General features: G+C 39.3%; 11 protein-coding genes. 8 read left to right on the top strand and 3 right to left on the bottom strand.

Features of this window, described 5'->3' with window-relative positions; genetic code table 11:
• Positions 1-10: 10 nt before the first annotated feature.
• The 3 genes from arsB to arsJ are packed head-to-tail and all read left to right on the top strand — an operon-like array spanning position 11 to position 3,301.
• The gene (arsB, locus tag O1D97_RS01680) at positions 11-1,027 is read left to right on the top strand and encodes an ACR3 family arsenite efflux transporter (RefSeq protein WP_269122232.1); all 1,017 of its coding nucleotides are present in this window, start codon (positions 11-13) and stop codon (positions 1,025-1,027) included.
• 33 nt (positions 1,028-1,060) lie between these two features.
• Positions 1,061-2,071, top strand: coding sequence for an ArsJ-associated glyceraldehyde-3-phosphate dehydrogenase (locus tag O1D97_RS01685; RefSeq protein WP_269122234.1), 1,011 nt, complete (start codon positions 1,061-1,063; stop codon positions 2,069-2,071).
• Positions 2,072-2,077: 6 nt separating this feature from the next.
• Positions 2,078-3,301: an organoarsenical effux MFS transporter ArsJ gene (gene arsJ, locus O1D97_RS01690; RefSeq protein WP_269122236.1), complete on the top strand. Its 1,224-nt coding sequence runs from the start codon at positions 2,078-2,080 to the stop codon at positions 3,299-3,301.
• A gap of 122 nt (positions 3,302-3,423) precedes the next feature.
• Here arsJ and rnr read toward each other — a convergent pair whose 3' ends face one another.
• The gene (rnr, locus tag O1D97_RS01695) at positions 3,424-5,661 is read right to left on the bottom strand and encodes a ribonuclease R (protein WP_269122238.1); all 2,238 of its coding nucleotides are present in this window, start codon (positions 5,659-5,661) and stop codon (positions 3,424-3,426) included.
• A 227-nt stretch (positions 5,662-5,888) separates the two neighbouring features.
• Positions 5,889-6,098, bottom strand: a complete 210-nt coding sequence (locus O1D97_RS01700) for a cold-shock protein (RefSeq protein ID WP_191603369.1) — start codon at positions 6,096-6,098, stop codon at positions 5,889-5,891.
• A gap of 971 nt (positions 6,099-7,069) precedes the next feature.
• Here O1D97_RS01700 and O1D97_RS01705 point away from each other — a divergent pair.
• Positions 7,070-7,801 carry a FadR/GntR family transcriptional regulator gene (locus O1D97_RS01705; RefSeq protein WP_269122242.1) on the top strand — a complete coding sequence of 244 codons (732 nt, stop codon included), beginning with the start codon at positions 7,070-7,072 and terminating at the stop codon, positions 7,799-7,801.
• A gap of 234 nt (positions 7,802-8,035) precedes the next feature.
• On the opposite strand, the gene O1D97_RS01710 is transcribed toward O1D97_RS01705, so the two are convergent.
• A complete protein-coding gene (locus O1D97_RS01710) occupies positions 8,036-8,935 on the bottom strand; it encodes a 2-dehydro-3-deoxygalactonokinase (RefSeq protein ID WP_269122244.1) in 900 nt (299 codons plus the stop codon).
• Between the two features lie 463 nt (positions 8,936-9,398).
• Between O1D97_RS01710 and O1D97_RS01715 the strand changes: the two genes are divergently transcribed.
• From O1D97_RS01715 to O1D97_RS01730, 4 genes are all read left to right on the top strand, one after another.
• Positions 9,399-10,544 carry a mandelate racemase/muconate lactonizing enzyme family protein gene (locus O1D97_RS01715; RefSeq protein WP_269122246.1) on the top strand — a complete coding sequence of 382 codons (1,146 nt, stop codon included), beginning with the start codon at positions 9,399-9,401 and terminating at the stop codon, positions 10,542-10,544.
• Between the two features lie 163 nt (positions 10,545-10,707).
• The gene (locus tag O1D97_RS01720) at positions 10,708-11,652 is read left to right on the top strand and encodes a tripartite tricarboxylate transporter substrate binding protein (protein WP_269122248.1); all 945 of its coding nucleotides are present in this window, start codon (positions 10,708-10,710) and stop codon (positions 11,650-11,652) included.
• A 51-nt stretch (positions 11,653-11,703) separates the two neighbouring features.
• On the top strand, positions 11,704-12,150 hold the full coding sequence (locus O1D97_RS01725) for a tripartite tricarboxylate transporter TctB family protein (protein WP_269122250.1): 447 nt from the start codon (positions 11,704-11,706) through the stop codon (positions 12,148-12,150).
• Positions 12,151-12,158: 8 nt separating this feature from the next.
• Positions 12,159-13,640, top strand: coding sequence for a tripartite tricarboxylate transporter permease (locus O1D97_RS01730; RefSeq protein WP_269122252.1), 1,482 nt, complete (start codon positions 12,159-12,161; stop codon positions 13,638-13,640).
• Positions 13,641-13,713: the final 73 nt, after the last annotated feature.

The raw sequence follows: 13,713 nt of genomic DNA on the forward strand, positions 1-13,713 counted from the left end.
GGAGTGAATAATGGGTATCTTTGAGCGCTACTTATCGCTTTGGGTTGGTTTAAGCATCTTGCTAGGAGTACTGCTAGGGTTATGGCAGCCCACTTTGTTTCAAATGATAGCCAATCTTGAGATTGCACACGTTAATGTCGTGGTCGCCGTTTTTATCTGGGTGATGATTTACCCTATGATGGTTCAAATCGATTTCTCAGCGATAAAAGACGTGGGTAAAAACCCTAATGGTTTGTTGCTAACGGTGATTATTAATTGGCTTATTAAACCTTTTACTATGGCTGCTCTTGGTTGGTTATTTTTTAACGTGCTGTTTGTGGATTTGGTTGACCCCGTATCGGCACAAGAATACATAGCAGGTATGATTCTGCTAGGCGTCGCGCCTTGTACGGCAATGGTGTTTGTATGGTCACAGTTAACGAAAGGCGACCCTAACTACACGTTAATTCAAGTGTCCGTAAATGATGTCATTATGATCTTTGCGTTTGCTCCCATTACTGCTTTTTTACTTGGGGTGAGTGATATACAAGTGCCGTGGGGAACTCTGCTAATTTCTGTCTTACTTTATGTGCTATTACCTTTAATAGTCGGTGTAGTGACGCGTATGCGATTGGATAGACAACAAAACACTCTTGCTTTAACGCATCTGCTATCAAGATTAAAGCCTTGGTCGGTTGTTGGATTGTTGGCCACGGTTATTTTATTGTTTGGCTTCCAAGCAAATACCATAGTATCTGAACCGGCCATTATAGGTTTAATTGCCATTCCTTTAATTATCCAAACTTATGGTATTTTTGCCATTGCCTATTTCATAGCAAAGAGAATGAAATTACCTCATAACATTGCCGCCCCAGCGAGTTTAATCGGGACGTCAAATTTCTTTGAACTGGCTGTGGCGGTTGCCATTTCTCTATTTGGACTGCACTCAGGGGCGGCGCTAGCGACTGTGGTTGGGGTGCTTGTTGAGGTGCCTATTATGCTTTCGCTGGTTGCGTTTATTAATCGTACCCAACATTGGTTTAGGTAAAAATTCACTTCATTATTTATATAGGACAGACTGATGACAATTAAAATAGGTATTAATGGTTTTGGCCGTATGGGGCGTTTATCTATGCGTGCTGCGTTTGATTGGGATGACATTGAGATCGTGCATATCAATGATCCAGCAGCTAATGCAGAAACACTGGCTCATTTAATGACATTTGATTCCGTACATGGTCGTTGGCATCATGACGTAACACATGATGGTGATCGCATGATGATTCAAGGTAAAACCATTCCTTGTACACAAAACACGATTATTGAAGACACAGATTGGTCTGATTGCGATGTAGTAATCGAGGCCTCGGGCAAAATGAAATCAAAGGCGTTATTGCAGGCTTACTTGGATCAAGAGGTAAAGAGAGTGGTTGTCACCGCTCCAGTAAAAGAAGAGGGTGTGCTAAATGTTGTTATGGGAGTGAATGATGCTCTATATGACAAATCGACACATTCTATTGTAACAGCGGCCTCCTGTACCACTAATTGCCTAGCGCCAGTTGTAAAAGTGCTGCAAGAAAAGATTGGTATTAAGCATGGGTCAATGACCACTATTCATGACATCACTAATACTCAAACCATCCTTGATGCTCCTCATAAGGATCTGCGCCGTGCTCGGGCATGTGGCATGAGTTTAATTCCCACTACGACCGGATCCGCGACAGCAATTACACATATCTTTCCAGAATTAAAAGGAAAGTTAAATGGTCACGCGATACGGATACCTTTAGCGAACGCCTCTATTACTGATTGTGTGTTTGAGCTAAAACGCGAAACCAGTGTCGAAGAGGTCAATCAAATCCTAAAACACGCGGCCGAAAATGAGTTGCAAGGCATTATGGGTTATGAAGAGCGCCCATTGGTGTCTATTGATTACCGAACGGATCCGCGATCAAGTATTGTTGATGCCTTATCTACTATGGTGGTTAATAATACTCAAGTTAAGCTTTATGTTTGGTATGACAATGAATGGGGTTATGCAAATAGAACGGCTGAATTAGCTCGCATGGTTGGTTTGGCAGATAAGGATTGATTGCTGATGGCCAATTTTTCGCTCAAGAAACGAATACCTCAATTATCTGATTCAATTAAACAGTACTTGATCATAACAGGTAATTACTGGGCATTTACGTTAACCGATGGTGCACTGAGAATGCTGGTGGTTCTGTATTTTCACCAGCTAGGCTACAGCCCTATTAATATCGCCATGTTGTTTTTGTTCTATGAAATATTTGGCGTAATAACAAACTTGGTTGGTGGCTGGCTGGGAGCAAGACTTGGCTTAAATAAAACCATGAACATTGGCTTAGCAATGCAAATAGTCGCATTGGGTATGTTGGCGGTTCCTGCCGATCTGCTGAGTGTTGTGTATGTCATGGTGGCCCAAGCGCTGTCCGGTATTGCTAAAGATTTAAATAAAATGAGTGCAAAAAGCGCTATTAAGCTATTGGTGCCGGAAGGTGCTGAAGGCAAACTCTACCAATGGATAGCCATTCTTACAGGCTCTAAGAATGCTTTAAAAGGAATTGGCTTTTTTCTTGGTGGTCTGTTGCTTACCTTGCTGGAGTTTAAAGGCGCTGTGTTGTTGATGGCTGGGTTGCTTAGTCTAGTGTGGCTATTCAGTTTGTTTTCATTGAAAGAGGATTTGGGTAAGGCCAAAAGCAAACCTAAATTTAAAGAACTATTCTCCAAAAGCCAGTCAATTAATATTCTATCTGCCGCAAGAATGTTTTTGTTTGGTGCCAGAGATGTTTGGTTTGTGGTTGCCCTGCCAGTCTTTCTTGCAGTGACTTTTCGCTGGGATCATTGGTGGGTAGGTGGCTTTATGGCAAGCTGGGTTATTGGTTATGGAATCATTCAGTCTATCGCGCCTTATCTAACCGGTAAAAAACAAGGCAAGGTGCCTTCGGGTAAGGCTGCTGCGTTTTGGGCTGGCTACTTAACCATTATTCCTGCAATGATTGCACTCTGCCTGCACTTTGATTTTTATATTCAAGCTTCGATTGTTATTGGGTTATTAATATTCGGTGCGGTTTTTGCCGTAAACTCCTCTTTGCATAGTTATCTAATTGTTCGTTATGCCGGCAGGGATGGTGTTTCCCTAGATGTGGGTTTTTACTATATGGCAAATGCCATGGGTAGGCTGATTGGCACAGTGCTTTCTGGATGGGTTTATCAGGTGTACGGTCTTGAGGCTTGCTTATGGATATCGGCTGCATTTATCGCCACAGCCGGTTTACTTTCTTTAAAGTTGCCTAAGTGAATAAGCGATTCACTCTATCGTTAGCTATTTTATGGAGAAATTATAGCCATCTGTCGATGTAGAGGAATATTTAACCTGTACAGATGGCTTTAGTGTAATACCATGATGAAAATTCTGCCTGATTACAGGCTAGTCGTCGCAGTTAAAGAAAATTCCATTTTTCTTAATCGTGCATCCACCGCTTTTAGGGCCACGTTAACCTTATCTCCTAGAGAAAATTTCTGAGTACCATTAATCCATTTTTGGGTAGATGCATCATATTCAAATTCTCCTTGGCTAAAGCTAGATACGGGGACTAACCCTTCTGCTCCTGTAGAATTTAGTTCAACAAAAAAGCCGAAACGAGTAACACCGGACACGGTTGCATCAAATGATTCTCCGACAAATTTGCTCATGTAATTACACTTCAAAGCATGCTCAACTTCGCGGCTGATATGATTGGCTTGACGTGATTGGACTGAACAATGGGCACTGAGTTTGTCGATGGCATTAACGTCATAGGGGTAGGTTTTCTTTGGCAATGATTGGCTAGATAAACGATCCAACTTTAGGTAACGTAGAACTTTACTGAGTCCATTAGTGCCTTTAGCGTTTATTTTAGCTCTAATGGCTCTGTGTGTAATAAGGTCTGGATAGCGTCGAATTGGAGAGGTGAAATGTGCGTAAGCCTCGTATGCTAACCCAAAGTGACCTTGATTGTTGGCTGAATATTCTGCCTGGCTTTGAGATCGCAGAAGTAATGTTCGGATAGCGCTCACATCTGAGTGATTGGCAATTTTTGTTAACAGTTCATTGTAGTGATGTGCTGTTGGTTTATCCCCGCCACCGAGTTGCAGTCCTTTATCAGCTAACAGCGCACGCAGTACGGTCAGTTTTTTTATCTGAGGTCCTGCATGTATTCGAAATAGCCCTGGTATTTTATGTTTGTCTAAAAATTGCGCTGTCGCCACGTTAGCGCACAACATAAATTCTTCAATCATTCGATGTGCATCATTACGCTTGACAGTATGTATGCTCGCAATCTTGCTGTGCTTATTCAGATTGAGTTTCAATTCACGTGTTTCAAACTCAATTGCACCTCTTAATTTACGGGCACTCATTAAAGTTTTATAAAGAGTATGAAGATTTTTTACATGCGGCATAATCTCTGGAGTGGATTCGATGAGTTTTTGCGTGACTTTGGATCTTGCCTTTGCCACGAGTGCATAAGCTTGATCGTAGGTGAGTCTGGCATGAGAATGGATTAAGCCTTCAGAAAAAGCGGACTTTGTTACAATGCCATCTGTATTAATCGTCATTTCGCACACAAGAGCCAGTCTATCTTCATTCGGTTTTAAAGAGCAAAGGCCATTGGACAAGGCTTCTGGTAACATTGGAATAACCAATCCAGGACAGTAGATCGATGTCGCACGTTCTTGAGCTTCACAATCTAAAGCGTCGTTTGGTTTTACATAATGTGATACATCTGCAATAGCAACCAATAATCTCCAATTACCATCTTCTTGCCTTTCACAATAAACGGCATCATCAAAATCTTTTGCGTCAGCCCCATCGATAGTAACAAAAGGTAAGTGACGATAGTCGACTCTCGCTGCTTTATCTTTGTTAAGTACGCTATTTCCTAGCGATTGAGCTTGCTCAATTACTGTATTGCTCCATTGATCGGAGATGCCGTGGCGGCGTAAAGCAAGCTTGGTTTCTAAGCCGGAGGAGTTTGGTAGGCCAAGTAATTCTGTTACCCGCACCTTGGTTGCATGCTGATAGGAAGGATAGTGGGTTATTAGGGTATTTACATATAGACCAACATTCTCTGCTAGCAATGTACGATCATCGACTAGTATCTTTTGAGGGATCTGATTGTTATCAGGAATCAAAACGAACTCTTTGCCCTGGCGTTTTAATAGTCCCACTATATGAGTGGTGTTTCTTTCTATAACCTTGATAAGCTTGTTATAAGAGTGCTTACCGCCTTCTTGCTCAATTAATACTTGAACAAGATCGCCATCAAAAACATGTGTCAGTTGGTTTTTTGTTAGAAATAGATCTTTTTCTGTCTTGCTGTGACTGACAAAGCCAAATCCATCAGGGTGAATGCTGATTTTGCCACTAACAAGTTGTTCTTGCGTAATGAGCTGATAGCTTTTGCGTTGATTAAATATCAGCTGGCCATCTCTCTCCATGGCACGTAAGCGTCGTCTTAATGCTTCTTTTTGATCTGGGCTTTTTAGATCTAAGGCTCGAGCGATTTGCTCGCGATCCAGTTGTTTTTTCATTTTTCCGAAAAGGCTGAGAATGAACTCACGGCCTGGAATAGGGTTGTCATAGGGGTGAATTGACGATGATTGTACGGATGAATTCAAATTAATAAAGCTCTCTAGAGCCGCTCATCGCATTTACTGTGTATCTTAAACTAGGAATATAAATAAACTCAATATTGGGAAAGATAAATGGAAATAACGCGTAGGGCGGGAATGACTCAATAATGGAGTCGGGTATAAAAAAGGGGGTATAAAGTGCAAAGACTCCCACTCACATATCAATATGAGTGGGAAAATAACACGCAATAAAGCGAATTAATAAAATGCTTTTAGATGCAAACGATGTTTTCTGCTTGAAGGCCTTTTTGACCTTGGGAAACAGTAAATTCTACGCGTTGGCCTTCAGCTAAGGTTTTAAAGCCGTCACCAGTAATGGCGCTGAAATGAGCAAAAACGTCAGGACCTGACTCTTGTTCAATAAAGCCAAAGCCTTTTGTTTCATTAAACCATTTAACAGAACCAGTAGTTGTATTAGACATAATAGATATCCTAGAAATTAATAAAAATTCGCCAAATAAAGGCGATTGAGCAAGAAGAAAATTAATATTTAACTGAGGATAACGCGGAGAATTATTACTAATAACAACGAGGAATATACAAATAAACAGGGCTTTCTCTCAAGCCTGCAAGTATATTAACAGGAATAATAAATTACGCAAGCGATAAAAGCATTAAAGAGGAAATATACCTATAGGTTGCTGTATGAGTTGGAATGCCTGTCTACAATAGTGTGTCATATGAATATTCTTTAAAATCATGCCCCACATATAAGGATCTTACGTATTTATACTTGAATGACTAAGAGGGTTCTTTAAGAGAGCGCTTGCTGCTGTTGAGTCTGATATACCCTCTCTCTTTTCTTGGCTCTCTCTTCTTGGTCAATGTAAGTGATTCATTAAGATAGTAAAGATATTTAAATTATCTATTTTATCAAATTGGGTTTTGTCTTAGATGGTATGTATGTTTATGTTGTCTATGTGGCTAGAGTTTGTGGGATATTAGTCGAGGCTTAATAAGAAAGGGTATTGAGTCTGCTTTTTGAGATATTGATCTGACCAAAGACTCTCAAACATCCATCCCAGGATGAAGATTTGACTAATTGAAGGTTAAGTTAAATGTTTTCTATATAAGACTGAAGTCGGAGTATAAGCTTGCCATATTTGGGAATATACGAATAAGCTCTTATTATGAGACACGTAATTTTAAAATTTCTAGCTTGACTATGTCACATGAACTGTCAGAGTATGGGCAACCCCACCTTGTTTATTTATTAGAGCTTAATATTCCACGAGAATGCCTTCTAAGCAGTTGTTAGAATTGTGTTTGGGCCGCTCTTTGAACCGTTTCACCAGATATTCGTAAGGGGCGTGAATAATATTTTTGGATTATCTGTTGTCTTGATAGAAAGAATCGATTGACGAATCAAACATCATATGTTTAAGTGTCTGCTATGAATGAATTACTATATTATGATTTAAAACAAACAGTAGGAATGGCTCCGAGCTTATCCACTCAAGTTGCCCGTGAACTAGGCCGTCGAATAGTGTCGGGTACCTATGAGTCGGGGAGTTTGATTGATGATGAAACTGCATTAACCAAGCGTTATCAAGTTAGTAAAGTTGTTATAAGGGATGCTGTTAAAATATTGGTTAGTAAAGGGTTATTGGATGTTCGTCGTGGTATTGGAACTAAAGTCCGCCCTCGAAATCATTGGGTCATTTGGGATGATGATGTCCTAGCATGGCACTTGTCCGCTCCTCCAAATAAAGATTTTCTACGCCAGTTAATGGATATTCGTTTAGCTTTTGAGCCTAAAGCTGCCCGTTGGGCGGCTGAGAGAGCTAGTGAAGACGACTTGATTGAAATAGATAAAGCGTGTTCACAAATGGAAGGTGAGCATGGCTCTGTCGAAGACTTTATTGTTGCTGATGCTCATTTTCATCGAGCCATCTTACTTGCTGCACACAACGAATTTTTGAAAGCGATGGAAGGTGTTATATATTCAGCTTTGTTGGTTAGTATTCGAATTACTAATACAGACCCAAGAAATAATGCTGATTCAGTTCCGTTTCATCGTGCTGTTTATGATGCTATTGCCTCTCGAGATGGCGATTTAGCTGAAAAACTTACCCAAAATCTGTTAGGTGATACAAAACATCGCTTATCAAATAATTTACCGTAAAGCTATTCACGCGACTATAAAATAACTACTAACAAATTTCGATAGTTGGTAGTTATCTCTTTTTTCTTCTCTACTTTTTCAGTAATGACATTATTTTGTTAATCATATTTATATTAATAAATATTTGATGCTCAGTGGTGTATTAGGACTATTGAGTGAAGCTTTTATCATGGACAGCTTACAGTAATTCGTACTGTGCTAAAACTTATTATCTGAATTTAAGGTTAACACCCTTTATTTCTCATCATTTAACGCCTTTTTTATCTGTAGCATCCCATTCAAAAATACATCATCGCCATCAATTACGCTCACTTGTATTTCAAGAATCTGACAGGCTTTTTGGTATCGAGAACAAAGCTTATTATCTCCGACTAAGTAAATATTTTTAGTGGTTAATGTTTTTAACTCTTCGCCTATTAAGAGTCCTGATAGATATTCTGAGACCTCTGTTTCATCTATATCTGCGAATAACCGGTGGGTGCGCGTGTAGAATAATTGGTTTGTTAGAGGCTTTTTGTTACTTTCTGATATGCCTTTTTTAAAAGCATTTAATGAGTCTTGTTGTTTAGGTAGCCCAGCGCCTAAAATTGAGTGGTTTAATAGAATGGAAAATAACTCACCTGTCATAAATGTTGTAAAGCTTGATAGTTTATTTGCATTGATTTGCATGTGTTTACAATGAGTACCTGGAAATAAAGCCACAAAATTGGCTTTACTTTCCAGTGTTTGTAAACCGAATAATTGAACTTCTTCTCCACGCATTACATCAAAGTTACCTAGTGGTGACCGATATCTTACTCCTGGAATTATCGTTGCTTGCGCTCCCCATGGAAGTTTAAAACTATGACTTTTTCTGGCTAGTTTATTAATGGATGTGGGGGTTTCTACATAACAGGTATCGATCCATCCTTGTGCAGAACCGACCATTCCGGCCATCAAGATGGGTAGGTGTTGGTATTCACCCAGCCAACCTTCTAGTACAACCTTTAGAGAGGAGGAAAATTGATTATTCTTAACCTGAAGTAACCCAAGAGGGCGTTCAGTTTTGCTAACAAGAACCCCCTCTTTATTCATGGCAAATGCACGAAAATTGGTTGTCCCCCAATCGATAATTAGCCAATCAACACTCTTCATTTGGTTTGCCTCATATTTATGGATGATGGGATGACTCGCTTTGTTTCAGCAACGGCTTGATAATTTTGCTTAAACATATGATGTTTATAACATAATATGTATTGAAAACACAATTTTCTAGTTGAAAAAGTGTCATTAGTCGTAGCTAAAAGGTCTATTAAACTGGATGAGTCGATCGAATCATCTTCCTGTATGTAATACATAAATGGCTATAGTGGCTTGATGTCGTCCTTTAAGATCCAATGTACGTTTAAATGTTCAAATGCAAAATATGGAAGTCATCTAAAACGGGAAAACCTAAATATTTTTAGTTGTTATAATTGCCATGATCAAACATCATATGTTATAAACATAGTATCTTAACGTGCATTCCTACATAGTATATTAATCTTAATTAATAGTGTTGTAGGTACTTTGAATATTTAGTCGCCTATCTATTTTGCTTTTGCGAAGGTGTGATCTTATGAAAATTATTGATGTTATTCCGCATGCTATATCTGTTCCTTTAGATGAGCCTTTTTATTTTTCGCAGGGCTGGGTACACCAACGTAGTTCATTAATTGTAGAGCTAATAACAGATGAAGGAGTGATTGGGTGGGGGGAATCTCTTTGTCATGGTTTACAGCCTCCTCATATTGCAGCGGCATTTATAGAACAAGTTTTTAAGCCTATTGCAGTTGGTCGGAGTATATTTGATGTCGAGGTTTTATGGGAGGAAATGTATAACACTACTCGTCCTTATGGACAGGGCGGTGCAGCAGTAAATGCAATCAGTGGTGTTGATATTGCTATTTGGGATGCAATAGGAAGGGCCCTTAAGAAACCGATACATTCTCTTATTGGTGGTGCTTTTCGTAAAGAGATTACTCCTTACGCTACAGGGTTTTATCGGACAGCAAATGGCATCTATCCAGAGGACTCCATAAAAGAGGCTCATCGATATATAGATGCAGGCTTCGAAGCGTTTAAACTTAAAATTGGTTTTGGTGTTGAAGAAGATATTGTGTTTCTTAAAGCTATTCGAGATGCAGTAGGTAATAAAATAAAAATTATGGCTGACGCGAATGGTGCATATAACGCGGCACAAGCTCGTCGTATTATCAAAGCAACAGAAGATCTAAATTTATATTTCTATGAAGAGCTGTTAGCACCAGAAAATATTAAGGGTTATCAGGAAATAAAGAATCTTTCCGGTTCTTACATAGCGGCAGGTGAACAGGTTTTTGGAAAAATGGGATATCAGCCGTGGTTAGAGCAACGCGCCTTAGATATTATTCAGCCTGATTTATGTTCATCTGGTGGTATCACTGAATGTAAAAAAATTGCTGCGATTGCACAAGCAAATCAAGTAGTGATGATTCCTCATGTTTGGGGGTCAGGAATTGGCATTGCAGCCTCATTACAATTTATAGCCTCTATACCTCCATCCCCCATTTCATTGAACCCAACGCATCCGTTATTGGAATTTGATCAGTCTTCGCACCCATTTCGTAAGAATTTAATTTTTGATGGTATTGCTATGAATAATGGAAAGGTCCAGATTCCCACAAAACCAGGTATCGGTGTTGAAGTTGATAGATCTATTATTATGGAATACAAAATAAATTAGAGATTATTGAAATTAAAAATCATGTATTCAATTTTAATTTATTTTTTGAAAATCGAATGTTTAACAGAGTTTGTTAGAGGTTTAATTGGAGGCTAGCTTAATAAAATATCGAATTTATCCTTAATAAATATTAACTTAATAAAAATAAAGAAAGGTAATGAACATGAAAAATAAAATTAAATCACTGTTGATCTCTTCATTAGTTATTACTAGTGCAACGATGTCATATGCAGCAAACAATTATCCTGAGAATGCTGTTCGAATTATTGTTCCATATTCTGCTGGAGGAGGCTCAGATAGTGTTAGCCGAGCGTTAGCAGAAGCTTTAAAACCGAAATTCCCTGAAGGTATTGCTGTAGAAAATAGGACTGGCGGAGCAGGTTCTGTTGGTATGTCTTATGGCATGCACGCTAAACCTAATGGTGAAACTATCACAATGGTTGCACCTGAACTGGTTATGCTGCCTCACTCAGGTAATGGTGGCGATATTGACTATAAAAAATTCAAGCATTTAGCAATTGTAAACTCTGGTTATGCGGCGATTACCGTACCAGCAGACTCCCCTTATCAGACACTAGATAGTTTGCTCAACGATGCGAAAGATAAAAACCTGTTATTCGGTAACTCTGGCACCGGATCAATTTGGCATATCGCAGGCGTTGGTATGGAAAAAGCCGCAGAGGTAGAATTTACTCATATTCCATTTAAAGGCTCATCAGCTGCGATTACGTCTTTATTAGGCAAGCATCTAGATGCTGTATCAGTGTCGTATGCTGAAGTCGCTTCGCAAGTTGATGCTGGTTTGCTAAGAACTCTAGCTGTCTTAGCGCCACATAGACTAATAGATGCACCTAATATTCCTACGGCTAAAGAACTTGGTTACGATGTGGCTATTGGGACATGGCGAGGTTATAGCGTGCCATTAGAGACTCCTGATTATATTGTAAACTATTTAACAGATGCTATTTTAGAAGCAGCAGAGTCTGATGAGTTTAAAACTTTTATGGCGGTTTCTAATAACGACATAGACATTATTGGGCCTGAAGAATTTGAGAAAAAAGTTCAGCGTGAAGATACGTTCTACGCAGAGTTGATTTCCGGTCTTTAAGAGAATTTGCACTGGTTGTGGTGAGCGATCAGTGCAAATTTAGGAGTAGTTATGAAAAAAGGTGAAGCTTTTCTGGGCATTATTTTTGTCTCTTTTTCTGCGCTATTCGGAGCGCTAGGGTACGGTTTATATCAGAGCGGTCGGTCGAGTGTAGGAGCAAGTCAATGGCCAATAATCGTCTGTACGATTATTTTTTTTGGTTCTATAGTTGTTATTGTGAACGCTTTTCGGGTAAAGGAATCCAAAAGTAACTTGCAGCTCAGCCATGAGGAAAAACGAGTCTTTATCTCAATTTTTCTTTTGATCATGTACTTCATTAGCGTTGTTTTTATCGGATTTTTTGTATCAAGTTTGGCCATGCTTTATACATTTATATATTATTTCGGGAAGTTTAAATGGTATGTGAATTTCGTTTTTTCATTGGCGATAACGAGCATTACTTATTTTGTTTTTAGTTATCTTCTCAAGGTTTCTTTCCAATTCGGCGTTCTATTCTAGGTGTTCTAATGATTATTGACGCATTACTTTTAGCACTTCAACCTTCGGTTTTACTATATATGTTCTTAGGGGTTGCTGGTGGGATTTTTATTGGTTGCCTACCTGGGCTTACGACCACAATGGGCGTTGCATTAGTCCTCCCCATTACATTTGGTATGGATGCTGCGCACAGCATACTTTTGTTAATCGGGGTGTATGTTGGTGCAGTCTATGGAGGGTCTATCTCAGCGATACTCCTTAATACGCCAGGAACACCAGCATCGGCTGCGACGGCAATAGATGGACATGCGATGGCCGCTCGTGGTGAAGCGGGAAGAGCGCTAGGAATTTCGACGATAAGCTCCTTTTTAGGAGGCATTATTAGTTGCTTCTTTCTAATTTTGATATCTCCTTATTTAGCTGAATTTGCTCTCCAATTTAGTGCCCCAGAATTTTTCATGCTGGCGGTGTTTGGCTTATGCATAATTTCAAGCATTTCAGGTAGATCTGTTCTCATAGGTTTTTTATGTGGTGCTTTTGGTGTGCTTATTGCCACTATAGGAATCGATGATATATCTGGCGTTGCGCGATTTACTTTTGGAAATATTAACCTATTTAGTGGCGTAAATTTTATTCCGGTGATGATAGGTTTGTTTGCGATGAGCCAAGCCTTTGTGGCGGTTGAAGAAATGACGAAAGAAGGCCGACTCGAAGCGAAAAAAGTGACTCGGGTGTTGCCTCTTAAAGAAGACTGGCGAATGATTTTTAAAAATAGCTCAATTTTTGGAACTTTAGGTACGTTTATAGGCAGTATTCCTGGTGTTGGGGCGGATATCGCTTCTTTTATTGCATATGGACAGTCAAAAAGTCTTTCAAAAGAGAGTGAAAAATATGGTACTGGAGTGACAGATGCGATTTCGGCTCCAGAGTCAGCTAACAATGGTGTAACAGGGGGCGCGCTCATCCCCATGTTAACCTTAGGTGTTCCAGGAGATGCCGTTGCCGCGATTATGATTGGTGCACTAACTGTGCAAGGCTTGCAACCAGGCCCTTTGCTATTTCAAAACAATACCGAAGTGGTATATGCTATTTTTATCGGCTTGTTAGTGGCTAATGTCTTTATGCTTTGTATTGGCCTAAGCAGTGTTCGTTTATTTACTCGTGTGTTAATCGTCCCCAAGTCGGTACTAACCCCTATTATATTTTTGTTGTGCTTTGTTGGCTCTTACTCACTTGCTAATAACTTTTTTGATGTTATTGTGATGTTCATTTTTGGTGTATTTGGTTACTTCCTGAAAAAAATAGAAGTGTCGCCATCTCCAATAATTTTAGGCTTAATCCTTGGGCCAATGGCAGAAAGTAATTTTAGAAGGGCTCTTCTTATGTCCAGAGGAGAATATGACACTTTTTTCTCCACTGGGATTAGCTGGTTTTTCTTTATATTAATATTAATTTCCATATTTTTCCCTTTGCTTAAAAAGGTAATAAGTAAACTGAAAAGTGCCAATTAAGTAGTAACAAATTTACGATTTAAACATCATTTTTTTTACGGTTTTTGGTGTAGGTATAGCTTAATCTATCGTT

This window comes from Marinomonas phaeophyticola (genome assembly GCF_026966905.1).
Lineage (GTDB): Bacteria > Pseudomonadota > Gammaproteobacteria > Pseudomonadales > Marinomonadaceae > Marinomonas > Marinomonas phaeophyticola.

Bases quoted from the DNA above. Each gene is read 5' to 3' on its own strand.
- O1D97_RS01700 (WP_191603369.1), bottom strand. From the start codon at position 6,098: ATGTCTAATACAACTACTGGTTCTGTTAAATGGTTTAATGAAACAAAA.
- O1D97_RS01720 (WP_269122248.1), top strand. From the start codon at position 10,708: ATGAAAAATAAAATTAAATCACTGTTGATCTCTTCATTAGTTATTACT.
- O1D97_RS01710 (WP_269122244.1), bottom strand. From the start codon at position 8,935: ATGAAGAGTGTTGATTGGCTAATTATCGATTGGGGGACAACCAATTTT.
- arsJ (WP_269122236.1), top strand. From the start codon at position 2,078: ATGGCCAATTTTTCGCTCAAGAAACGAATACCTCAATTATCTGATTCA.
- O1D97_RS01725 (WP_269122250.1), top strand. From the start codon at position 11,704: ATGAAAAAAGGTGAAGCTTTTCTGGGCATTATTTTTGTCTCTTTTTCT.
- O1D97_RS01685 (WP_269122234.1), top strand. From the start codon at position 1,061: ATGACAATTAAAATAGGTATTAATGGTTTTGGCCGTATGGGGCGTTTA.
- arsB (WP_269122232.1), top strand. From the start codon at position 11: ATGGGTATCTTTGAGCGCTACTTATCGCTTTGGGTTGGTTTAAGCATC.
- O1D97_RS01730 (WP_269122252.1), top strand. From the start codon at position 12,159: ATGATTATTGACGCATTACTTTTAGCACTTCAACCTTCGGTTTTACTA.
- O1D97_RS01705 (WP_269122242.1), top strand. From the start codon at position 7,070: ATGAATGAATTACTATATTATGATTTAAAACAAACAGTAGGAATGGCT.
- O1D97_RS01715 (WP_269122246.1), top strand. From the start codon at position 9,399: ATGAAAATTATTGATGTTATTCCGCATGCTATATCTGTTCCTTTAGAT.